This window comes from Paenibacillus sp. GbtcB18, assembly GCF_019091125.1.
Taxonomy (GTDB): domain Bacteria; phylum Bacillota; class Bacilli; order Paenibacillales; family NBRC-103111; genus Paenibacillus_F; species Paenibacillus_F chitinolyticus.
In genome coordinates, this window is the sequence record NZ_JAGXJX010000956.1 from 1 (window position 1) to 231 (window position 231).

Sequence of the window (231 nt, forward strand, 5' to 3'; positions counted from 1 at the left end):
CTTCCCGACGGAACTCTGCACCCGGTAGCCGGGATGGACCAGGAGCGCAAAGAAGACGCTCTGACCGTGTATACAAGCACGTACGGGACGTATACCCCTCCTTTCGATAACCGGACGATCGAGCTTATTGTGACGGAAGGCATTGTCGTTGATAAAATCTCGGACGGCAAAGAAGGAACCTATCTGCCCCCGAACGGATACGTTCTTTCGGGTACCGCAAGTACAAAGGCG

General features: G+C 54.5%; 1 protein-coding gene. It reads left to right on the plus strand.

The annotated features are described in order from the left end of the window. On the plus strand, positions 1 to 231 hold a 231-nt coding region (locus tag KVT34_RS31400; RefSeq protein ID WP_217563409.1), incomplete at both ends, for a hypothetical protein.